Raw genomic sequence first — 21,855 nt, forward strand, 5'->3', positions numbered from 1 at the left:
CGGTGGCAGCCGGGGTGGCGCGCATCTCCATCGCGGCCGTGGCGGGGATCGGCCTGCTCTTGATCGTCTACCTCGCCGCCCATAACGGCTACGACCGCGCCATCCTGCTGGTGCCGACCTGGCTGCTCCTGGTGGTCTGGGTGACGGCGGCGGGCTTCGCGGTCACCGGCCAGATCGGCAGCGACCTGGTACAGCCGGCCCTGATCGGCGGCCTCGTGCTGATCGTGATGCTGATCGGCTTCACGGTGCTCCAGCACGCCTTCGCGGGCGGCGGCCTCAGCCACGCCCTGGTCTCGGACACCGAGCGGCGGGCCCTGGCGCTCACCGGCGCGGGCGACGTGGTGTTCGATTGGGACGTGCCCGCCGACCGGGTCTTCGCCGGCCCCGAGATCGAGGCGCAGCTCGGCCTGCCCCGGGGCACCCTGGAGGGCCCGGCGACGAACTGGCTCGGCACGCTCCACCCGTTCGACGTGGAGCGCTACTCGGCGGCCCTCGACACGGTGATCGAGGAGCGGCGCGGGCGCATCGTCCACGATTTCCGCCTGCGCTCGGCCGCCGGCACCTATTTCTGGTACCGGCTGAAGGCCCGGCCGGTGATCGGCGCCGACGGCGAGGTGATCCGCGTGGTCGGCACCATCGCGGACGTCACCGAGATCAAGACCGCCGAGGAGCGCCTGCTCCACGACGCCGTGCATGACAGCCTGACCGGCCTGCCCAACCGCGAGCTGTTCGGGGACCGCCTCGACGCGGCTCTGGCCTTCGCGGGCCAGGACCAGCGCCTCCGGCCCACCGTGATCGTGCTCGATGTCGACCGGTTCAAGGGCATCAACGACGCCATCGGCCTGTCGGCGGGCGACTCGATCCTGCTGACCCTGTCCCGCCGGCTCGGCCGCCTGCTGCGGCCGCAGGACAGCCTGGCCCGGATCTCCAGCGACGAGTTCGCCGTGATCCTGCTGTCCGAGCGCGACCCCGACCGGATCCTGGCCTTTGCCGAGATGATCCGGCGCGCCATCGCCACGCCGATCACCTATGCCGACCGGGAGATCTTCCTCACCGTCTCGATCGGGCTCGCCCTCTACGAGGCCGGCGCCAACCTGAAGCGCGACGAGGTGTTCAAGAGCGCCGAGATCGCCATGATCCAGGCCAAGCGCAACGGTGGCGACCGCATCGAGGTGTTCCGCGCCCATATGCGCACCGACCGCTCCGACCGGCTGATGCTGGAGAGCGACCTACGCAAGGCGATCGAGCGCAACGAACTCCGGGTGCTGTTCCTGCCGGTGGTCCGCCTCGAGGACCGCACCGTGGCAGGGTTCGAGACCGTTTTGCGCTGGGACCATCCGAAGCTCGGTCGGATCCCGGCCTCGACCTTCATGCCGCTCGCCGAGGAGAGCGGCTTCGTGGTCAATCTCGGCATCTTCGCCCTGGAGCGCACCGCCCTGGAACTCGCCGCCTGGCAGCGCTCCCTCGAGGTCGAGCCGCCGATCTTCGCGGCCTGCAACCTGTCCTCGCGTCAGCTCCTGCGCCACGACCTGCTGCACGACGTGAAGACCGTGCTGGCCCGCTCCGGGGCCCTGCCCGGCTCGCTCAAGCTGGAATTCAGCGAGAGCCTGGTGATGGAGAACCCGGAATACGCCGCCCAGATGCTGGCCCGGATCCACGACCTCGGGGCCGGCCTGTGCCTGTCGGATTTCGGCACCGGCTACTCGGCCCTGTCCTACCTCCAGCGCTTCCCGTTCGACACGATCAAGGTCGACGCGACCTTCGTGCGCCAGATCGGCACCGGCCAGACCGCGATCCTGCGCTCGATCGTCCGGATGGCGAGCGAGTTGAACCTCGCCATCGTGGCGGAGGGCTGCGAATCCGAGAGCGACGCCCAGGCGCTGGCCGGCCTCGGCTGCGAATACGCCCTCGGCCCCGCCTTCGGCGAGCCGATGACCATGCTCCAGGCCCGCCAGATCGTCGGCGCCGCGCCCGAAGCCGCCTGATACAGGTTTCACCCGGCCCGAGCCGGGCTATAACCCCGCCGGGGGACAGGTCTTTCGGCAGGGGATGCGATGACGCCCGATCAGGTCCGGCTCGTCCAGGACAGTTTCGCGAAGGTGCGGCCGATCGCCGGGACGGCGGCCGACCTGTTCTACGGGCGCCTGTTCGAGATCGCCCCGGAGGTCCGCCCGCTCTTCCCCGACGACATGGCCGAGCAGAAAAAGAAACTGATGGCCATGCTGGGCCTGGCCGTGGCCAATCTCGGCCACCCGGAGACCGTGGCCCCAGCGATCCAGGAGCTGGGGCGCAAGCACGTGGCCTACGGCACGCAGGCCGCCCATTACGCCCCGGTCGGCGCCGCGCTGCTCTGGACCCTGGAACAGGGCCTCGGCCCCGACTTCACCCCCGAGGTCCGCGACGCCTGGGCCGAAACCTACACGCTGGTGGCCGGGTTGATGAAGGGGGCGGCGGCGGAGGCCGCGTAAGGAGCGCGCCACCTACGGCTCGGGCTGATCGTCGAGCAGGACGCGCATGCGCCAGAGATAGTCTGCAAGCTGGGGGACGCCCGCCCCGCGCAGGTCATCCGTGTACTGCCTGGGCGTCAGGGGCGGCCGCTTGTAGTGGGCGAGGTCGCGGGCGGCCGCATCGGTCAGCATGTCCGGCTCGACCCCCTCGGCCTCGCTGAAGAACGCGTCCGGATGGCGCGTGTGGATCCCGTAGGGCGCCAGGGCTTCGGCCGGAAAATCCTTCTCGTTGAAGGTCACGATCACGTCGGCCCGGCCGACGATGGCGGCGGCCAGGATGTGGCGGTCGTCGGGATCGGGCAGCGTCAGCGCTGGGATCAGGCCGGCATATCCCGAGACCAGGGCATCCGGGACCTCCATCATCGACCGGATCGGCTCGATCTGCTCGCGTCGGAGGTCGGCGCGCCTGCCGAGCACCGACCGGATCCATTCATCATGGACATCCGCGCTCCAGCGCGCCCGAAAAACCCCGCTCTGTGCCACCTCCATCACGAGGCTGCGAAGGCGGGCTCCGAAGAACACGTTCGCGTCGAAGAAGGCGGTGAATGTGGACCGCATGATCAGTCGAGGCCGAGGTCCTGGGTCAGGGCGGCCATGCGATCGAGGGCGTCCTTGCGCTGCGCCTCGTCCTTGCGCTTGAACGCGATCAGGTCGGCGGCTCGCACGCGCCTATGCGCTCCAACGCGGCGGAACGGCAGCTCGCCGCGCTCCAGCAGGCCGACGAGATGGGGCCGGGAGACGTTGAGTAGGTCCGCGGCCTGCTGGGTCGTCAGCTCGGCGTCCAGGGGGATGAGTGACACGGCCCTCTGATCGCCCATACAGGCCAGCACGTCGACGATCAGCCGAAGCGCGCGGGCGGGCACCGGCACGACGACATCAACCGATTCCATCACGCGCAGGCGGACATCCTGATTGCCCTCGGCGATCGGTCTCAAGCGGGCCACGGCCTCGCGCGCGATGAGAGCCTCCTCGTCGCTTGCCACGAAAGGCACGTTGTCCATGCACGACTGCCTATCCCGCCTCTCGGTCGTGACCGTCATAGGGCCCTCCGCACCGGTCGGTCGCGTGTCCGACCAGGAGAATTTCAGGTCCAAACGCAATATTCGAAATCAACGAAACACGTAAGCACGGTGCGACGCGCGGCCGACCGCGGAATCATGCGCCGATCGCATGTGAGGATCCCGGGCATGGCCTTGAGCCCCGTGAGGCTTTTCGCCTGAACACCCCCGGATGCCGCCGATCAGTTTAAGTCCCCCTTAACCATGTCCGCGCAAGCTCCTGTTGACAGGCGGGCCCTCCGGCGCCCGTGAAGGGGATGGGCGGATGGCCGAGGCGGCGAGGCGTTACCAGCAGGCGGGCAGCTCGGATCTCGTGCGTCGTCTGATCGCCCGGCCGGTCCGGCTGGAGCAGCAGGCCCGCACCCGGCTGCCCCTGCCCGGCCAGGAGGCCCGCGGTCCCAGCGTTCCCCAGGACGACCTGATCGCGGAATCGGACGAGGCCGACGAGATCGCCCGGCTCGAGACCGAGCTGCAGGTGATGAAGGCGGTGCTCCGGGCCCAGCGGCAGGAGGTCGAGGCCTTGCGGGCGCAGCGCCAGCTCCTGACCGAGTCCGCGGCGAGCGACGACGTCCGGGCGACCCGCGAGCGCTGGGCGTCCCTGGTCGACACGCTCCTGATCCGCGCCCGGTGATCCCTCTCCAGACCAAGCGGGGTACGGCCATGGGCGCGCGCTGCTCGCTCGTCGTCAACGGCCGGTCGGTGCGCGTCTCGACCGGCGACACGCCCCTCGAGGCGGCGCTCGCCGAAGGCATGATCGCGCCCGTCCAGGCGCAGCTCGCCAACCAGCTCGCCGGACAGGGCAGCGCCGCGCCGTCGAGCCGCCGCCCGCCGGCCCGTCGCGCCCGGGCCGAAGCCCTGCGGCCGAGCCTGCCCGGCGCCCCGATTCAGGGCCAGGAGGAGGCTCCGCCCCCGCCGGTGGCGATCCGCAAGGGCACCGTCTCGGAGATCCGCCGGCTTTGCCCCGGCATCGTCGAGGTGGTGGCCACCCTGACCCGGCGCCCGAACCTCGAACCGGGCCACCAGGCCCTCGTCACCTTCGCGGGCCTGCCCGCCCTGACCCTGTCCCCGACCCTGCGGATCGACGGCTCGGCCGAGATCAACGAGGCGGTGTTCCACATCCCCCGCGATCCCGAGGGCGGCCCGGTCGACGCGATCCGCCTCGACCAGCCGGTGCGCCTGAAGGGCCCCGTCGGCCGCGGCCAGTACCGGCCCGGCGGCGGGCGCCTCGTGCTGGTGGCGGCCGGGGCCGGCTTCGGCCCGATCTGGGCGATCGCCCGGGCAGCCCGCTACATCGAGCCCGCCCGCGAGATGGCGCTGGCGGTGGGCGCCCGCGACGCCCTCGACCTCTACATGCGCGAGAGCCTGGACTGGCTGCGCTGCACCGGCGTCGGCCGGATCGTGCTCTGCGCCGATCGCGGCCGCCAGCGTCCGCCGGATGTGCGTTCCGGGCCGCTCACCGCCCACCTGCCGAGCCTGCGCGCCACCGACGTCGTCCATGTGGCCGGCGACATCGCCACGGTCGGCGCCGTGCAGGTGCTCGCCGCCTCCGTGGGCGCGCGCTGCTACCCGATCGTGCTCGACTGAACCCCGCGGTCCCGGCGCCCGGCCGAGCGGATTCCCCGATGCTCCGCGTGCTCTGCCTCGGCTACAGCGTCACGGAGCTGCCGGGCTATGTCGAGCGGGCCAACGCCCTCGCCGTGGCCGAGGGGCGGCCGGTCACCTTCCTGCGCAGCGGCTGGGGCGGCCATTCCCTACCCGCGATCGCCTGCCTGATCGACGAGATCCTCGACGCTTGTCCCTGCGACCACGTCCTGCTGGAGCTGTTCACCGGCAACGTCCGCTACTTCGACGGCGCGACGATGCGGGCCTATCTGGACGACATCCTGGCGGCGACGGCGCGCCGGAACCTGCCGGTGGCCTTCCTCAACCTCCACCAGGGCGGGGTCGATTACGCGGCCGAGCCCGTTGCCGGCCTGCTTGGCGAGTACCGCGCCCTCTACGGCATCCCGTATCTCGACATCGCCGCCCCGGTGGCCGAAGCGGGGGCGGGCGACATCACCTACCTGCTGAAGGACGGGACCCATGTCGCCCCGGCCGGGGCCGAACTCTACGGCACCCTGGTCTACGCCCTGATGCGGGCGCCGCCTCCGGGCCGCGCCTATCTCGACCGGTTCCGGGGCTTGCCGGTCCGGTTCGACTCGCTGCCCCTGCGCACCCTCCCCGGCCTGGAATGCGGGTTCGACCTGCGCCGCAACGGCATCCCGCTGCACTTCCTGGAGATTCCCGAGGGCGCGAGCGCCGAGATCCCGCTCGGGCGCCCGCGCCACGTGATCGGCCTGCTCGTGACCTACGGGCCGCGGGCGGGCACGCTGACGATCCGGGATCCGGCGCGCGGGCGGATCCGCGCGATCACCGCCTACGACGAAGTCTCGTATTACACGCGCTCGGTCTACCGCAGCGCCGTGTTCCCGGCCGCGCGGTCCCTGACGATCACGCAGGAGGCCGCGCTGCCGGACATCGCGCTGCGCAAGGGCGAGCCCGACCGGGGGACGCGGCTCGGGCGGGTGTCGCACGTCTTCGTCCGGCGCCGGCTCGGGCTCGCCGAGCGCGTCGTGCTGCTCCGCCACCGGCTCTGGCGCCGGCTGAAGGGTTTCCGAAGGGCCTGAGGCCCCTCGGCGGGGTGTCGGGGCAGGGCTCCGACTTCGGGCGAAGCCTGATAAGGCCGGGACGTCAGCCCAGGCGGACGCGCCAGATCTCTTCGGCGTATTCGCGCATCGACCGGTCGGACGAGAACCACGCCATCCGGGCGGTGTTGCGGATCGCCTTGGCCCACCAGCCGCGCGGGTCGCGCCAGGCGGCGTCGATGGAGCGCTGCACCCGCCAGTAATCGTCGAAATCGGCGGTGAGCAGGTACTGGTCGCGCTGGCGCAGGTCGTCGGTGAGCGGCCGGAACCGACCCGGCTCCTCCGGCGAGAACCGCCCGGAGGCGATCATGTCGAGGGCGGCCGCCAGCCGCGGCGAGGCCTGGATCGCCGCCGCGGCGTAGCCCGGCTCGGCCTCGCGCGCCTGCACCCCGGCGGCGTCGAGGCCGAAGATGAAGATGTTGTCCGCCCCGACATGATCGCGGATCTCGATATTGGCCCCGTCCAGCGTGCCGACCGTGAGCGCGCCGTTGAGGGCGAACTTCATGTTGCCGGTGCCGGACGCCTCCATGCCGGCGGTGGAGATCTGCTCCGACAGGTCGGCGGCCGGGATGATCGTCTCGGCCAAGCTCACCGAGTAGTTCGGCAGGAACACCACCTTCAGCCGGCCGGCGACGTCCGGATCGTCGTTCACCGCCTTGGCCACGTCGCAGGCGAGCTTGATGATCAGCTTGGCCCGCACGTAGCTCGGCGCCGCCTTGCCGGCGAAGATCTTCACCCGGGGCGTCCAGTCCCGATGCGGCTCGGCTTTGATCGCCTGGTAGAGCGCCACCGTCTCGACGACGTTGAGCAGCTGGCGCTTGTATTCGTGGATGCGCTTGACCTGGACGTCGAACAGCGCGTCCGGGTCGATGTCGGTGCCGGTGCGCTCGGCCACGAGCTTGGCGAGTGCCTCCTTGCGCTGCCGGCGCACGGCGGCGTAGCGCGCCACGAAGGCGGCATCCTCGGCATGGGCCTCGAGGCCCCGGAGCAGCTCGGGATCGTCGAGAACGCCCGCGCCCGCCGTCTCCACGGCGAGCCGGGTGAGGCCCGGATTGGCGTTGTGGAGCCAGCGCCGGAAGGTGATGCCGTTGGTCTTGTTGACGATCTTGTCCGGATCCAGGGCGTGCAGCGGCGCGAACACCGTGGACCGCATCAGGTCGGTGTGCAGCGCCGAGACGCCGTTGACCCGGTGGGAGCCGTGGAAGGCGAGGTGCCCCATCCGCACCCGGCGGCCATGGGCCTCGTCGATCAGCGAGATCGAGGCCAGGTAGGCGGCGTCCTGGTGGGCGGCGTCCTGGCGGCCGTGCTTGGCCTGCTCCTCGAGATGCATCCAGTTGATCAGGTAGATGATCTGCATGTGGCGCGGCAGCAGCCGCTCCATCAGCTCCACCGGCCAGGTCTCCAGCGCCTCGGGCAGCAGGGTGTGGTTGGTGTAGTTCAGCGTGTTGGTGGTGACGTGCCACGCATCCTCCCAGGAGAGGTCGTGGTCCTCCATCAGGATGCGCATCAGCTCCGGCACCGCGATGGCCGGGTGGGTGTCGTTGAGCTGGATCGCGGCGTGGTCCGGCAGGGACCGCACGTCGCCGCGCTCCGTGACGTGACGGGCGATGAGGTCCTGGAGCGAGGCCGAGGTGAAGAAGTATTCCTGGCGCAGGCGCAGCTCCTGGCCGTCGGCCGAGGAATCGCTCGGATAGAGCACCCGCGAGATCGCCTCGGCGCGCATGCGCGCCGCGACCGCGCCGACATGGTCGCCGCCGTTGAAGCGGGCGAGGTCGACCGGCTCGCCGGCCTCCGCCTTCCACAGGCGCAGCCGGTTGACGTGGCGCCCGCGCCAGCCGACCACCGGGATGTCGTGGGCGACCGCCTGCACGGTCTCGGCCGGCTGCCAGTGGCGGCGGATCACGCCCTCGCCGGGCGAGGACAGGGTGACGGTGCCGCCGAAGCCGATCGTGTAGGTCGCGTCGGGCCGGACGAACTCCCAGGGGTTGCCCTCCGCGAGCCAGGTCTCCGGCGCCTCGCGCTGCCAGCCGTCCTCGAAGGATTGGCGGAACAGGCCGTGGTCGTATCGGATGCCGTAGCCGATCGCCGGGATGCCGATGCTGGCCATGCTGTCCATGAAGCAGGCGGCGAGCCGCCCGAGCCCGCCATTGCCGAGCGCCGCGTCGGGCTCGGCATCCTGCACGGCGTCGAGATCGACCCCGAGCTCCCGGAGCGCCGCCCGGGTCGCCTCGGTGAGGCCGAGGTTGTTCATCGCGTCCGACATCAGCCGGCCGATCAGGAATTCAAGCGAGAGGTAGTAGACCCGCTTGTTCGGCACGGCCTTCTCGGAGGCCATGCAGGCCGCTACGATCCGCTCGCGCAGGGCCAGCGCGGTCGCGGCGAACCAGTCGCGCGGACGGGCGTTCTCGGGCGTCCGGCCCAGCGCGAAGCTGAGCTTGGCGCGGATCGATTCCCGCAGGTCGACCACGGAATCGCCGGTCTGGGACAGGAGCGGCGCGGTCCAGGCGGCGGGCGCCGGGATCTGGGAAGCGCTGTCGTCGCGCGAGGCGTCCCGCGGGGCGGGCGGAGTGAGAACGTCGTTCAGCACGTGCAGGTCCCCCAAAGTCGGCTCCCCGGATGCTAGCGCCAGGGGTATCGTGGGCGGATTATCTCTTTTGATGGATTGCCACCGCGTGAACGGGCGGACATCCGAGCCCCGAAGCCGCGACTGTGCGGCCGGCTTCCGGGCGAAGTCGTGGCAGCGCCGCCCCGACCGGGCTGCGCGACTACGCAGCCAGAGATATGGCGCGACTACGTGACATTCTAGACACAACGGCCGGCCCGGCCAGCCCGCATCGCGCGCATCTGAGCCGTCGCCAGCGCGCGGCTCAGCGGTTAACCCTGCACCCGGGGATTCGCGAGGGGCAGCATGACCGAGACCGTCTGGTGGAAGCGTGGGACCGTCTACCAGGTCTATCCCCGCTCGTTCCAGGACACGAACGGCGACGGGGTCGGCGACCTGCCGGGCATCACGGCACGGCTGGACTACCTCGCCTGGCTCGGGGTCGACGCCGTGTGGATCTCGCCGGTCTACCCCTCGCCCATGGCGGATTTCGGCTACGACGTGGCCGATTACTGCGGCATCGACCCGTTATTCGGTACGCTGGCCGAGTTCGACGCGCTGATCGCCGAGGCCCATCGGCGCAAGCTCAAGGTGATCCTCGACTTCGTGCCCAACCATTCCTCGATCGCGCATCCGTGGTTCGCGGAGAGCCGGTCGTCGCGGTCGAGCCCGAAGCGGGACTGGTACATCTGGCGCGACCCGGCCCCGGGGGGCGGTCCGCCGAACAACTGGGTGTCGAATTTCGGCGGCCCGGCCTGGACGCTCGATGCGGCCACCGGCCAGTACTATTACCACGCCTTCCTGGCCGAGCAGCCGGACCTGAACTGGCGCAACCCCGCCGTGCGGGCCGCGATGCACGACGCCCTGCGCTTCTGGCTGGAGCGCGGCGTCGACGGGTTCCGGGTCGACGTGATCTGGCACCTGATGAAGGATGCGGGATTCCGCGACAACCCGGCCAATCCCGACTACGCGCCGGGCACGCCCGAGATCAACCGCTTCACCCAGGTCTATTCCGCCGACCGCCCGGAGGTGTTCGACGTGATCGCCGGGATGCGGGCGGTGCTGCGCGAATACGGCGAGCGGGTGCTGATCGGGGAGATCTACCTGCCGATCGAGCGGCTGGTGGCCTATTACGGCCCGGATCTCACCGGCGCCGACCTGCCCTTCAACTTCCAGCTGATCCAGACCCCGTGGCGGGCCGACGCGGTCGCCGACCTCGTGGCCAATTACGAGGCGGCGTTGCCCGAGGGCGGCTGGCCGAACTGGGTGCTGGGCAACCACGACCAGCCGCGGATTGCCGCCCGGGTCGGCGAGGCCCAGGCGCGCATCGCCGCGATGCTGCTGCTCACCTTACGCGGCACCCCGACCCTCTATTACGGCGACGAGATCGGCCTCGGCCACGTCCCGATCCCCCCGGGGCGCGCCCAGGACCCCTGGGAGCGCAACGAGCCCGGCCACGGCCGCGACCCGGAGCGCACGCCGATGCAGTGGGACGAGTCTCCGCAGGCCGGCTTCTCCACCGCGGAGCCGTGGCTGCCCCTCTCCGAGGATTGGGCGACCCGCAACGTCGAGAGCCAGCGCTCGGACCCCGGTTCGATGCTGACCCTGCACCGGCGGCTCCTGGCGCTGCGGCGCGACCATGCGGCGCTCGCGGTCGGCGATTACCGGGGGCTGCCAATCGAGGCCGCAGACGTGTTCGCCTACGAGCGCAGCGCCGACGGGGAGAGCCTGCGCGTGATCCTGAACTTCGGCGATGCCCCGCAGAACCTGCCGCTGCCCGAGGGCGATTGGGGCGTGCTTCTCTCGACGCTCGCCGGCCGGGCGGGCGAGCGGATCTCGGCGAACCTCGCCCTCGCACCCGCCGAGGGGGTGATCCTGCGCCGGGCCTGAGGGCCCGGCCCTCCCCTGCCATCTCTTGTCGCAGTGCAGCGCAGTCATCGCGCCGTGGCCGAATCTGTAACCGATGCTTAAGGCTGTTCCTGGCCTATTTTGTGCGTCGCAGCGGAACTGTTGCGACGGAGGAGCATTGGACATGGTTGAGGCCGTGACAGCCGTGTCTGCCCGATCCTCTGCCCGACCGGGGCATCCCGCCCGGCCAGGATCAATGCCCATGCACGACGCGCTTCGCGGTGGTTCGCTCGCCGACGAGTCCTTCGGCGAGAGCGGCGGTGCCGCAGCGCAGTTCACCAACCCGGCCTGGCCGGCCTCGCTGCGCCGCCGCATCCTCTACGCCACCCCGGAGATGGCCGATTTCGTGAAGACCGGCGGCCTCGGCGAGGTCTCGGCCGCCCTGCCCCGGGCCCTGGTGCCGCATTACGACATCCGCGTCCTGATCCCCGGCTACCGCCAGGTCCGGGCCGCCTTCCCGGAGATCCCGGTGGTCGCCCGGCTCGAGGGCTTCGCGGGTGTCCCGCCCTGCGACCTCGGCCTGGTCGAGGCCGCCGACGGATTGCGCATCTACGTCCTGCTGGCGCCCGAGCTCTACGAGCGCGACGGCACGCCCTACGGCGACGCCCACGGCGATTTCGGCGACAACGACCTGCGCTTCGCCCGCCTGAGCCTCGCGGCCGCGGAGATCGCCGCCGGCGCCGATTCCGACTGGGCGGCCGACCTGCTGCACCTCAACGATTGGCAGGCGGCGCTCGCCCCGGCCTACCTGGCCTGGCGCGGCCGGCGCATCCCGAGCGTGCTGACCATCCACAACCTCGCCTATCAGGGCCTCTTCCCCCGCGACAGCCTGGGCCGCCTCGGCGTGCCGGATTCGGCCTTCCAGGTCGACGGCGCCGAGTTCTACGGCCAGCTCTCCTTCCTCAAGGCCGGCATCTTCTACGCCTCGCAGGTCACCACGGTGAGCGAGACCTATGCCCGCGAGATCCAGACGCCGGAGATGGGCTGCGGGCTCGACGGGCTGCTGCGCACCCGCGCCGGCCAGGGCCGGCTCGCCGGCATCCTCAACGGCATCGACGAGAGCTGGGACCCGAGCACCGACCAGCACCTCGCCACCCGGTTCGAGGTCGACGACTGGAAGGGCAAGCGCGCCAATGCCGAGGCGGTGCGCCAGCAATTCGGGCTCGCGGTCTCGCGCGGGCCGCTCTTCGCCATCGTCTCGCGCCTGGTGCACCAGAAGGGCATCGACCTCAGCCTGCAGGCGGCCGAGGCGATCGTGGCCGAGGGCGGCCAGCTCGTGGTGATCGGCCAGGGCGAGGGCCGGTTCGAGCAGGCTTTGCGCGGCCTGTCCAAGCGCCACCCCGACGCGGTCGGCGTCCATGTCGGATTCGAGGAAGCCCAGGCCAGGCGGATGTTTGCCGGGAGTGACTTCCTGCTGATGCCCTCGCGGTTCGAGCCGTGCGGGCTCGCCCAGATGTACGCCCAGCGCTTCGGCTCCCTGCCGATCGTGCACCGCACCGGGGGGCTGGCCGACACGGTCGAGGACGGGGTGACCGGCTTCACCTTCGCGGAGGCTTCGGCCACCGCGTTCGGGTCGGCGGTCCGCCGGGCCTTCGAGGCGTTCGGCCAGAAGAAGCGCCTCAACGCCATGCGCCGGCGCGCCATGGCCGCCCGGTTCGGCTGGGACCAGGCCGCCGACAGCTATGCCGGCCTCTACGCCCGCGCCATGGGCAACAGCCCGGCGCTGCGCTGGCGCGCGGCGTAAGACCGGGTTTCCAAAGGGCTCAGCCCTTTGGCGGGGTGTCGGGGCGAAGCCCGATACCAGGGCTCTGCCTTGGACCCGCAAAAGGTCACGGACCTTTCGGATCCGTGACCTTCGGGGACGAGCCCCTATCGCTCCAGCACGAAGATCATCGTCGCGAGCGGCGGCAGGGTCAGCGACAGGGACTGGGCCTGGCCGTGGCTTGCCGCCCCGTCGGTGTGGCGGCCGCCATTGTTGCCGAGATTCGAGCCGCCATAGACCGCCGCGTCCGAGTTGAACGCCTCGCGGTAGAAGCCCGCCTCCGGCACGCCGACGCGGTAGCCCTCCCGGGGAATCGGGGTGAAGTTCGACACCACGATCGCGACCTCGCCGGGATTGGCGCCCTTGCGAGCCCAGGCGATGACGCTGTTGTCCTGGTCGTCGGCTACCAGCCACTGGAACCCAGTATGCTCGACGTCCCGGGCGTAGAGGGCCGGGGTCGAGACGTAGAGCCGGTTGAGGTCCCGGACCACGTCCTTGACGCCCTTGTGCAGGGGATCGTCGAGCAGGTGCCAGTCCAGGCTGTTGTCGTGGTTCCACTCCCGCTCCTGGCCGAACTCGCCGCCCATGAACAGCAGCTTCTTGCCGGGATGGCCCCACATGAAGCCGAAATAGGCGCGCAGGTTCGCGAATTTCTGCCAGCGGTCGCCCGGCATCTTGCCGAGCAGCGAGCCCTTCCCGTGCACGACCTCGTCGTGGGAGAGCGGAAGGATGAAATTCTCCGAGAAGGCGTAGAGCAGCCCGAAGGTCAGGTTGTGGTGGTGGTAGCGGCGGTGGATCGGATCCTCCGACACGTATTTCAACGTGTCGTGCATCCAGCCCATGTTCCACTTGAAGCCGAAGCCAAGGCCGCCCGTGTAGGTCGGGTGCGAGACCCCCGGCCAGGAGGTCGATTCCTCGGCCACCGTGATCGTGCCCGGGGCGTGGCTGTAGGTCGCCTCGTTGGTCTTGCGCAGGAAGTCGATGGCGTCGAGGTTCTCGTTGCCGCCGTAGCGGTTCGGGATCCACTCGCCCTGCCGGCGCGAATAGTCGAGGTAGAGCATCGACGCCACGGCATCCACCCGCAGGCCGTCGAGGTGGTAGTGCTCCAGCCAGAACCGGGCGTTGGCGGCCAGGAAGGTCGCGACCTCGGTCCGGCCGAAATTGTAGATGTAGGTGCCCCAATCCTGGTGGAAGCCCTGGCGCGGGTCGGCATGCTCGTAGAGATGCGTGCCGTCGAACAGGCCGAGCCCGTGCGCGTCGAGCGGGAAGTGGCCGGGCACCCAGTCGAGCATCACGCCGATGCCGGCCTCGTGGGCGGCGTCCACGAAGGCGGCGAAATCCTCGGGCGTGCCGAAGCGGCTGGTCGGCGCGAACAGCGAGACCGGCTGGTAGCCCCAGGACCCGTCGAACGGGAACTCGGTGATCGGCAGCATCTCGATATGGGTGAAGCCCATATCCTTGACGTAGGGGATCAGCCTTTCGCCCAGCTCCTTGTAGGTGAGGTAGCGGTTGCCCTCCTCGGGCACCCGCGCCCAGGAGCCGAGATGGACTTCGTAGATCGAGATCGCGGCGTGGCGCGGATCCTTGGCGCCCCGGGTCTTCATCCAGCCGGAATCGCGCCAGGCGAACTCACCCGTCCCGTGGGTGATCGAGGCGGTCTCCGGCGGGTGCTGCGCCGCGAAGGCGACCGGGTCGGCCTTGAGCGGGATCAGGGCGCCGTCGGGGCCGCGGATCTCGAACTTGTAGCAGGCGCCAGCCTTGAGGCCGGGCACGAACAATTCCCAGATCCCGCCATCCTGCCACAGGCGCATCGGGTGGCGCCGTCCGTCCCAGTCGTTGAAGTCGCCGACCACGCTGACCTTGCGGGCATTGGGCGCCCACACGGCGAAGCGGAAGCCGTCGATGCCGTCGAGCTGGCCCGACTGGGCGCCGAGCATCCGGTAGACCAGGTTGGTGCCGACCTCGCGCAGGGTCGCGACGTCATACTGCTCGATCGAGGAGCCGAAGCCGTAGGGGTCGTAGCGCCGCTTCTTGGTCCCGTCCCAGAACTCGACCTCGATCTCGTAGAGCGGCCGGCCCTCGCCCTCGACCCGGGCGACGTAGAACCCATCCGGGTGCCGCTTCTCGAACGGCACGGTGCGGTCGCCCATCACCAGGGCGGCGGCGCGGGCCTCGGGCAGGACGGCCCGGACCTCCCAGAAGTCCGGGCCGACCCGGTGGGGGCCGAGCACCGAGAACGGGTCGCCGTGGTTGGCGCTCATCAGCGCCGCGATCGCGTCCGGATGGACGCTCGGCGGCGCCGAGGCAGCCCCGGAATGCGGGACATCCGCGTTCCGCGCGCTCGCCGCTTCCGGGTCGATCCGCGGTGCGAAGGTCTCGTCGATCGCCGTCATTCGGTTTCCCCGGGCTCGTGTCCGTCCGTGTCCAGAATGGTGAGAACCCCCCGTGCGGGGATTTCGATCCAGTCCGGCCGGTTGTTGGCCTCGTAATCGACTTCGTAGAGCGCCTTGGTCAGCAGGCAGAGGCGCAGCAGCCGCGCCCGCGTGTCCGGGTCGGTCACGGCCGCCCGCGTCCCCGCCACGGCCGCCTCGTAGCCGGCCAGGAACGCCGCCTCGATCATGCCCCGCCACGCCGTGGCGGCGTCCCGCGCCCGCTCCTCGGAATCACCGAACCGGATGGCGATCTCGCGGACCACCGTCTCGGCCCCGTACGCGAAGGAGCGCATCAGGCCGGCGACGTCGCGCAGCGGCATCGACTTCGCCCGCCGCTCGTCGGCCGGACGCGAGGGCTCGCCCTCGAAGTCGACGATGATCAGGTCGCTCTCGGAGACCAGCACCTGACCGAGGTGATAGTCGCCGTGGATCCGGATCTTGTGGGCCCCGCGCGGCGGCTCGGCGCTGAGCTGTTCGATCAGCGCCTCGACCTCGGCGCGCCGCTGCATCAGCGCCGTGCAGGCGGGCTTGCCGGTATCCAGGCCGCGCTCGGCGAGACCTTTCAGCGCCCGGAAGGCCCGCTCGGCCTGGTGGCGCGCATCCCGGGCGAGCACCACCAGGTCGTCCTCGGCGAAGGGCTCGGCCGCGAAGGCCGGGTCGTCCGTCTCCATGGCGAAGGCGGCGTGCATCTCGGCGGTGCGCCGGCCGAGCAGGTCCGCCCAGGGGCCATGGGCCTGGAACGCCTCTTCGGGGCTGGCAGCCTCGCTCTCGGGGGTGAGCACCACGGTCTCGAAGTCCCGGCGCAGGCCCTCGAGCATCAGGGTCCAGGCGTCGCCCTGGTTGAGGACGAATTTCTGCAGGACCGCGAGGGCCGTCCGCGTGCCGTCCTCGGCGACGTGCTCCAGGGTGCCGAGCAGCGCCGGGGTGTTGGCGAAGCCCGCGGTCTCGGTGAGGAAGCGCCCGACCTCGATCTCGGGATGCGTGCCCGGCTGCAGGCGCCGCAGCAGCTTGAGCATCATTTTCGAGCCGATGGCGATCGAGGTGTTGCTCTGCTCGGCCGAGAGCCGGCGGATGTCGGCGGTGTCGACCGTGACGCCGGCATCGAAGGCCGAGGTGGTGGAAAAGACCAGCCGCCCGCTCTCCGTGGGCAATTCGGTGCCCCGGCGCATGTCCTCGATCAGGCAGGCGGCGAAGTCGTTGGAGCCGGCCGCCCCGTAGAGCAGGCCGGTCCGCGGGCCGCGGCGCACCCGCGCCACCGCGAAGGGCAGGAGCGTCTCGTCCTCCCGGCCCTCCTCGACGCCCACGGGCATGAAATATTCGTGGCTCTCGCCGTTGGCGAGCTGCACCTGCAGCCGCGGCAGCAGGAAGCGCGCGCTGCCGTTCCCGTCCTTGAGGGCGGCGCAGTCGATCACCTTCACGGACCGGATCCGTGAACCCTTGGCGCCGAACCAGCGCCGGCTCGACAGGAACGGCGGCACCACGGTGCGCTCGAAGGCGACGCGCTCGCGGCCCGACATCAGGCTCTCGATGCCGCCGGTCAGCACCAGGGTGAACAGCTCGGGCTGCTCCTGCTGCGGGCCGATCGCGCCCGAGCGGGCCGCGCTCAGGGAGAACCAGTAGAAGCCGTAGGACGGCAGGGTCAGCAGGTAGGGCAGGTCGCCGATCGGCGGGAACTCGGTGCCGCCGGTCAGCTCGATCGGCACCGCGGTGCGCAGCTCCGACAGGTCGAGCTGCACCGCCTGCGGCGCGCGCGACAGGTTGGCGACGCACAGGATCCGCTCGTCCTCGTGCTCGCGGATCCAGGCCAGGACCTTGCGGTTCGAGGGATACAGGAACTGGATCGTGCCCCGCCCCAGGGCGACGCTGTTGTTGCGGATCGCGATCATCCGCCGCGTCCAGTTCAGCAGGCTCGTCTGCGCCTGGGTCTGCGCCTCGACGTTGATCGCGTCGAAGCCGTAGATCGGGTCCTGGATCGCCGGCAGGAACAGCCGCTGCGGGTTCGCCCGGGAGAAGCCGCCGTTGCGGTCGGGGCTCCATTGCATCGGCGTGCGCACGCCGTCGCGGTCGCCGAGATAGATGTTGTCGCCCATGCCGATCTCGTCGCCGTAATAGAGCACCGGCGTGCCAGGCATCGACAGGACGAGGGACTTCATCAGCTCGATCTTGCGCCGGTCGTTCTCCAGCAGCGGCGCGAGGCGGCGGCGGATGCCGAGGTTGATCCGGGCCCGGCGTTCGGCGGCGTAGAACGACCAGAGGTAGTCACGCTCCTCGGCGGTGACCATTTCCAAGGTCAGCTCGTCGTGATTCCGCAAAAAAATCGCCCACTGGCAGCCCTCGGGGATCTCCGGGGTCTGGCGCATGATGTCGGTGATCGGGTGCCGGTCCTCCCGGGCGATCGCCATGTACATCCGCGGCATCAGCGGGAAGTGGAACGCCATGTGGCATTCGTCGCCGTCGCCGAAATACTGCGCGGTCTCCTCGGGCCACTGGTTGGCCTCGGCCAGCAGCATCCGGTCGGGATAGCTGGCGTCGAGCGCGGCCCGGATCGCCTTGATGACGTCGTGGGTCTCCCGGAGGTTCTCGCAGTTCGTGCCGTCGCGCTCGATCAGGTAGGGGATCGCGTCGAGCCGCAGGCCGTCGACGCCCATGTCGAGCCAGTACCGCATCGTCGCGATGACCGCTTCCAGCACCTTCGGGTTGTCGAAGTTCAGGTCCGGCTGGTGGCTGTAGAACCGGTGCCAGAAATACTGCTTGGCGACCGGGTCCCAGGTCCAGTTCGAGGCCTCGGTGTCGAGGAAGATGATCCGCGTGTCCTTGTACGGCTCGTCTGTGTCCGACCAGACGTAGAAGTCGCGCTCGGGCGAGCCGGGGGGCGCTTCGCGGGCCGCCTGGAACCAGGGATGCTGGTCGCTGGTGTGGTTGATCACGAGCTCGGTGATCACCCGCAGGCCGCGCGCGTGCGCCGCCTCCACGAAGGCCTTGAAGTCCTCCATGGTCCCGTAGGACGGGTTGATGCCCTCGTAATCGGCGATGTCGTAGCCGTCGTCGCGCAGGGGCGAGGGATAGAACGGCATCAGCCAGATCGCCGTGACCCCGAGGTCGCGGACGTAATCGAGCCGCCGGGTCAGCCCTTCGAAATCGCCGATCCCGTCGTCGTTCGAGTCGAAGAACGACTTGACGTGGATCTGGTAGATGATGGCGTCACGGTACCATTGCGGGTCGCTGCGATCGATCATCGCGTCGCTGCCTCATCGGTCGAATTTACTGGGACCGGCGGTCGGAACCGGCCGGGGCGCGGGCGGTCGGCCGCGCGGCGCAATGGTCGGCGACGGGCGGGCCCGTCGTCGGGATCAGACGCATGGTCAGGTGCCATGGGTGGGCTCAGCCCGCAACCCGCCGCGGCGCCCGAAGACGCCAGATGATACAGGATCGCTCGGCCGGATCGAGCGCGATGCGGTGGGACTTGCCCCGCAGCTCGAACGTGTAACCCTGGAGCAGGTCCTCCACCTCCACGGCGCCGTCATCCGGCAGGCCGAACAGCCAGAGCGGTACCTCGTAGGTGCATTCCTGGCGGTTCTTGGGATCGAGGTTGACCATGGTGAACACGCAATTGTCGCGCTCCGGCGTCGCCTTGGCGTAGGCGATGATCTGGTCGTTGGAGGCGCCGGTGAAGACCACGTTGCGGAAGTCCCAGAGGGCGGGGTTCTCGCGGCGGATCGTGTTCAGCTTGACGATGTGCTCGCGGATGTTGCCGGGCCGGTCGTAGTCCCAGGCCTTCAGCTCGTACTTCTCGGAGTTGAGATACTCCTCCTTGCCCGGGTAGGGAGCCGCCTCGCACAGTTCGAAGCCGTTGTAGATGCCGTAGACCGACGAGAGGGTGGCGGCGAGCGTACCCCGGATCACGAAGCCCGCCCGCCCGCTGGTCTGGAGGAAATACGGGTTGATGTCGGGGGTATTCGCAAAGAAATTCGGGCGGTAGTACTCGCCCATCTCGCCGGCGAGCTCCAGGGCGTACTCGGTCAGCTCCTGCTTGGTGTTGCGCCAGGTGAAGTAGGTGTAGCTCTGCTGGTAGCCGGCCTTGGCGAGCTTCTTCATCATCTTCGGCCGGGTGAAGGCCTCGGCCAGGAACAGCGCGTCGGGATAGCGGCCGTTGACCTCGGCGATCACCCATTCCCAGAACGGGATCGGCTTGGTGTGCGGGTTGTCGACCCGGAAGATGCGCACGCCCCGGGCGCACCAGCCGAGCAGGATGTCGCGCAGCTCGATCCAGAGCGAGGGCAGGGCGCCCCCGTAGAAGTGGACGTTCGAGATGTCCTCGTACTTCTTGGGCGGGTTCTCGGCGAAGCGGAGCGTCCCGTCGGGGCGCCACTCGAACCATTCCGGGTGGTTCTTGATCCAGGGATGGTCCGGCGAGCACTGGATCGCGAAGTCGATGGCGATCTCCATGCCGTAGGCGTGGCTCGCCGCCACCAGCCGCTCGAAATCCTCCAGCGTCCCGAGCTCGGGATGCACGGCCTCGTGGCCGCCCTCCTCCGCGCCGACCGCGTAGACCGAGCCGACATCCCCGGGCTCGGCCTTCAGGGTGTTGTTCTTGCCCTTGCGGTTGGTCCGGCCCACCGGGTGGATCGGCGTGAAGTAGAGCACGTCGAAGCCGAGCTCGCGGATCTCGGGCAGGCGCTTGATGACGTCGTCGAAGGTGCCGTGGCGGTTCACGTCCATCGATTGCGAGCGCGGGAAGATCTCGTACCAGGCGGAGAACCGGGCCGCGAGGCGGTCGGCGATCACCGGCAGGACCACCGGATAGCGGCTGAGATTCACCCGCTCGGCGTTCCGGCGCACGAGGCTCGCGGCCTCGGGCTGGAGGATCCGCTCGAGCTGGGCGGCCGAGCCGGTCTCCTCCGCGGCCAGAGCGGCGACCAGAGCGGCCAGCCGCTCCGCGTCGCGCCCGGCGGCGCGGCTGCGGGCGAGGGACGCCGCGGTCTCGACCAGGGTGACGCCCTCGATCGTCTCCAGGCGGATGTCGACGCCGGCGGCGCGTTTCTTCAGGGTGTCGCGCACCCAGGAGGAGAACGGGTCGCGCCAGGCGATCAGGGTGAACTCGTAGCGGGCGTTGCGCTCCAGGGGGAATTGCCCGGCCCAGCGGTCGTTGTCGACGAAGACCATCGGGTCCTCGCGCCACGCCTCGGTGCCGGCGACCCGCGACAGGATCGCGGCGTCGAGCACCTCGTGGCCGTCGGAGAAGATGTCGGCCTCGACCCGCAGGGATTCGCCGACGATGCGCTTCACCGCCGAGCGGCCGCCGTCGATCTCCGGGCTCACGGCCTCGATCACCACCCTCCCCTCGCCGTCCGGCGCGCTGCGCTCGGGCAGCTGGGCGACCTGGGCGGCGCTCGCATTCAGGATGCGCAGCTCGCCCGGCAGCAGGTCGATGGCGCTGCCGGGATGGAAGGCGATCGGCTCGGCCTCGGGGGTCCGGTCTACGAAGGCGCCGAGCATCCCGCCGGTCCGGGCGATGAGCGTGCCGGCATCCACCGGCACCGGCTTGTCCGAGGGGTTGTAGAGCACGATCAGTGCGTGCCGCGCCGAGGCCGGATGGCCGGTGTCGAAGCGGGCGAGCGCCACGAGGTCGCTGTCGGGGGCCGAGATGCGCAGCTGCGCACCCTCGACATTGGCGGCCGGCAGCTCGGCGCGCAGGGCGTTGATTGCCCGGATCGAGGCGGAGATGTCGATGCCGGTGTCGTTCTCGCGGTCGCGCGGGGTGGTCTCGACCACATGCAGCGCCCGCCGGTAGCCCCATTCGTAGCCGATCGGCATCAGCACGCCGGCCGAGAAGAAAGCGGCGAGCGCGTAGCGGTTGCGCAGGTGCCGCGCCACCGCCTCGGGGCCGCCGCTGATTCCGGCGGCCAGCCGCTTCATGTCGTGGTTTTCCGGGAAGGCGATCGAGGGTGCCAGCACCCGCAGGCGCTCGTACTGCTCCAGCGCCCAGGGTTTCTTCAGGTCCCACCAGGCGAAGGAGTTGAACAGGTAGTCGAAGCCGGCGCCGGCGGTGGCCTTCGCCTCCTCGAAGGTGCAGCCCAGGGTCTCGGCGGCGAACAGGCAAGCGGGATCGCGGCCCTTGGCCTCACCGATCAGGACGCGCCAGGTCTCGGGCGGGACCTTGTAGGCGGCGTCGCACCGGAAGCCCGCGACGCCGAGCGCCTGGAGCCGGGCGACGTAGGCGCCCCAGATCCGGGTCAGCTCGTCCCGGGCGGCGGGCGTGTGATAGTCGAGTTCGGCGAGATCGCCCCAGACCGTGCGGATCGCGGGATCGTCCGGATCCACGGCGGCCGGGTGCATGATCGAGCCGTCGGGCTCCTTCATGAACAGGTCGGGCCGCTCCGCGGCCAGCCGGGCGTTGTCGGCGGTGTGATTGATCACGAGGTCGGTCATCACCGAGAGGCCGGCAGCCTTGGCGGCGGCGCAGAAGCGGCGGATCTGCTCGTCGTCCGGCGTGCCGTCCTGGTCCCGGAACCGCTCGTCGAGCCGCTCGGGATCGGCCACCGCGTAGAGGCTCTTCGAGCCGCCGGTCTGGTGGAACGGGTTCAGGTAGATCCAGTCGAAGCCGAGGCTCGCGATCCGCGGCAGCTCGGCCGTCCAGTCCGAGACGCGCCCGACCAGGAGCGGGAACAGGTTGTAGATCCGCGGTCCCTCGGCGCGGGGCGCCAGGGAGGCCGGCAGGACGGCTTCGGCTCCGGTCGTCGCGGCGGCGGCGGTGGTCGGTGCGTTCATGCTGGCCTCTGGCTCCCAATCCATGTCTCGTAACGCCCGAACCGCAGGCGCGTGCCTGCAGCTGCAGGGCGGCACCGGTCGAGGCGGCGGAACGGCCCGCACCGCTCCGCACAATCGCTCGGACCCGCCTCCGT

13 protein-coding genes are annotated in these 21,855 nt (G+C 70.2%); 7 read left to right on the top strand and 6 right to left on the bottom strand.

Annotation, left to right across the window (positions count from 1 at the left end):
* Window positions 1–1,985: EAL domain-containing protein (locus AKJ13_RS24000; RefSeq protein ID WP_050735632.1), on the top strand; the 1,985-nt coding region annotated here is incomplete at its 5' end.
* A gap of 69 nt (window positions 1,986–2,054) precedes the next feature.
* On the top strand, window positions 2,055–2,468 hold the full coding sequence (locus AKJ13_RS24005) for a globin family protein (protein WP_050735633.1): 414 nt from the start codon (window positions 2,055–2,057) through the stop codon (window positions 2,466–2,468).
* A gap of 12 nt (window positions 2,469–2,480) precedes the next feature.
* Here the strand turns inward: AKJ13_RS24005 and AKJ13_RS24010 are convergent, their stop codons facing one another.
* Together AKJ13_RS24010 and AKJ13_RS24015 are read right to left on the bottom strand one after the other, a co-directional pair.
* The gene (locus tag AKJ13_RS24010; protein WP_050735634.1) at window positions 2,481–3,065 is read right to left on the bottom strand and encodes a PIN domain-containing protein; all 585 of its coding nucleotides are present in this window, start codon (window positions 3,063–3,065) and stop codon (window positions 2,481–2,483) included.
* A gap of 2 nt (window positions 3,066–3,067) precedes the next feature.
* Window positions 3,068–3,508 carry a helix-turn-helix domain-containing protein gene (locus tag AKJ13_RS24015; RefSeq protein WP_050735635.1) on the bottom strand — a complete coding sequence of 147 codons (441 nt, stop codon included), beginning with the start codon at window positions 3,506–3,508 and terminating at the stop codon, window positions 3,068–3,070.
* A gap of 322 nt (window positions 3,509–3,830) precedes the next feature.
* On the opposite strand from AKJ13_RS24015, the gene AKJ13_RS24020 reads away from it, so the two are divergent.
* Genes AKJ13_RS24020 through AKJ13_RS24030 form a run of 3 tightly spaced genes read left to right on the top strand, consistent with a single transcriptional unit; the run spans window position 3,831 to window position 6,231 of the window.
* Window positions 3,831–4,196, top strand: coding sequence for a hypothetical protein (locus AKJ13_RS24020; protein WP_050735636.1), 366 nt, complete (start codon window positions 3,831–3,833; stop codon window positions 4,194–4,196).
* Window positions 4,197–4,225: 29 nt separating this feature from the next.
* On the top strand, window positions 4,226–5,149 hold the full coding sequence (locus tag AKJ13_RS24025) for a ferredoxin--NAD(+) reductase (RefSeq protein ID WP_050735637.1): 924 nt from the start codon (window positions 4,226–4,228) through the stop codon (window positions 5,147–5,149).
* A gap of 38 nt (window positions 5,150–5,187) precedes the next feature.
* Complete coding sequence (locus AKJ13_RS24030) at window positions 5,188–6,231, top strand: hypothetical protein (protein ID WP_050735638.1); 1,044 nt, start codon at window positions 5,188–5,190, stop codon at window positions 6,229–6,231.
* Between the two features lie 64 nt (window positions 6,232–6,295).
* Here the strand turns inward: AKJ13_RS24030 and AKJ13_RS24035 are convergent, their stop codons facing one another.
* Window positions 6,296–8,770 (bottom strand): glycogen/starch/alpha-glucan phosphorylase, encoded by a 2,475-nt coding sequence (locus AKJ13_RS24035; RefSeq protein WP_244471709.1) that lies wholly within the window; start codon window positions 8,768–8,770, stop codon window positions 6,296–6,298.
* 387 nt (window positions 8,771–9,157) lie between these two features.
* Between AKJ13_RS24035 and AKJ13_RS24040 the strand changes: the two genes are divergently transcribed.
* Both AKJ13_RS24040 and glgA read left to right on the top strand, forming a co-directional pair.
* Complete coding sequence (locus AKJ13_RS24040; protein WP_050735639.1) at window positions 9,158–10,741, top strand: alpha-amylase family glycosyl hydrolase; 1,584 nt, start codon at window positions 9,158–9,160, stop codon at window positions 10,739–10,741.
* 220 nt (window positions 10,742–10,961) lie between these two features.
* The gene (glgA, locus tag AKJ13_RS24045) at window positions 10,962–12,503 is read left to right on the top strand and encodes a glycogen synthase GlgA (protein ID WP_050735640.1); all 1,542 of its coding nucleotides are present in this window, start codon (window positions 10,962–10,964) and stop codon (window positions 12,501–12,503) included.
* Window positions 12,504–12,628: 125 nt separating this feature from the next.
* On the opposite strand, the gene glgB is transcribed toward glgA, so the two are convergent.
* The 3 genes from glgB to AKJ13_RS24060 form a co-directional block, all read right to left on the bottom strand.
* Window positions 12,629–14,914, bottom strand: coding sequence for a 1,4-alpha-glucan branching protein GlgB (gene glgB / locus AKJ13_RS24050; RefSeq protein ID WP_050735641.1), 2,286 nt, complete (start codon window positions 14,912–14,914; stop codon window positions 12,629–12,631).
* Entirely contained in the window at window positions 14,911–18,189 is a 3,279-nt protein-coding gene (gene treS / locus AKJ13_RS24055) for a maltose alpha-D-glucosyltransferase (RefSeq protein WP_050735642.1), read from the bottom strand. Before treS ends, glgB begins: the two co-directional genes overlap by 4 nt.
* Before the next feature lie 145 nt (window positions 18,190–18,334).
* Window positions 18,335–21,721 (bottom strand): maltotransferase domain-containing protein, encoded by a 3,387-nt coding sequence (locus AKJ13_RS24060; RefSeq protein ID WP_050735671.1) that lies wholly within the window; start codon window positions 21,719–21,721, stop codon window positions 18,335–18,337.
* Window positions 21,722–21,855 lie beyond the last annotated feature (134 nt).

The organism is Methylobacterium sp. ARG-1, assembly GCF_001262595.1.
GTDB lineage: Bacteria > Pseudomonadota > Alphaproteobacteria > Rhizobiales > Beijerinckiaceae > Methylobacterium > Methylobacterium brachiatum.